The sequence below is a fragment of the Pseudoroseomonas ludipueritiae genome (assembly GCF_014490445.1).
GTDB lineage: Bacteria > Pseudomonadota > Alphaproteobacteria > Acetobacterales > Acetobacteraceae > Pseudoroseomonas > Pseudoroseomonas ludipueritiae.
Map to the genome: position 1 here is coordinate 1 of NZ_JACTUZ010000353.1, position 1,029 is coordinate 1,029.

General features: G+C 76.6%; 1 protein-coding gene and 1 pseudogene. Both read right to left on the bottom strand.

What is annotated here, in order from left to right:
* Window positions 1–673: NADH-quinone oxidoreductase subunit C (locus tag IBL25_RS26325; protein ID WP_187781374.1), on the bottom strand; the 673-nt coding region annotated here is incomplete at its 3' end.
* Window positions 670–1,029 (bottom strand): annotated as a pseudogene (locus IBL25_RS26330) (hydrogenase 4 subunit F); the annotation flags it as partial. The pseudogene IBL25_RS26330 and the gene IBL25_RS26325, both read right to left, overlap by 4 nt.

The following is a 1,029-nucleotide window of genomic DNA, read 5'->3' on the forward strand; positions in this document are numbered from 1 at the left end:
CGATGCCGGCGGCGGCCTCGGCGGCGCGGGCGAAGGCCCAGCCATGCGCCACGGCGGCCTCGGCGGAAAGCCGTGCCACCAGCCGCGCGGCGGCGCGTGGCGACTTGCCCTGCATCAGCCCCAGCAGACCGCGATGGCCATAGCCCAGCCGGGCTTCCAGCCGGTGCACCGCCTCCCCCCGCACATGGGCACGCCAGTGGCCAGGGCCGGCGCCGGGCAGGATCGGGCCCATCGGATACTGGTGCAGGCCCTGTCCTTCCACCGGCAGGAAGGCGGGCTGCGGCGGCTCGCCCGCCTGGTGGCCGGGATGGCCGGAAAGTGGCGCCGTGGCGGGCCAGCGGCCATGGTCCAGCCAGGAGCGCGCATCGGTGCCACCTTCCGCCACCAGCCCCCAGAGGTCAGCCACCATCCGCTCGAACCATGCGGCGGCGGGGCGGGCGGGGGAGAGCGCGGGGTAGCGGCCTTCCGGCACGTCCAGGCTGGCCAGCAGCGGCAGGGTGCCGTCCCGGAAAGCGGCATGCACCACGCCCGGCTCAGCCCAGAGGCCCCAGAATTCCAGCGCGGGATCGCCGGCCAGGGCGGCGGGCAGCGCGGCCCAGCCGGCGGCATCCAGCCGGTGGCGCCCGGGAGCAACCTCGGGCGCGGCGCGGATCAGGCGGCTGGCGGCGCTCATCCGGCCACCTGCGCGGCTTCGGCCAGCAGGGAGGCCAGCGGGGATGGCAGGAACAGGCCCAGGGCCAGCAGGCCCAGCAGGTGCAGCAGCATCAGCAGGAACACCGTCTGTCCGCTGCCGGGGCCAGCTGGCACGCCACGCGCGGGCGGCGGCCCGAAGCATAGCCAACGCAGCCGCGCCAGAGTGGCGATGGCCAGCAGCACCAGCCCGGCGCCCAGCGGCAGCGCGAGCCAGGGCAGGCGCGCCACCGCCTGCTGCACCATCAGGAAACCGGCCATGAACTGTGCCAGGGGCGGCAGCCCGGCCAGCGCGCCCAGTGCCGCCGCCAGCGCCCAGCCCAGCCGCGCATCGCTGGC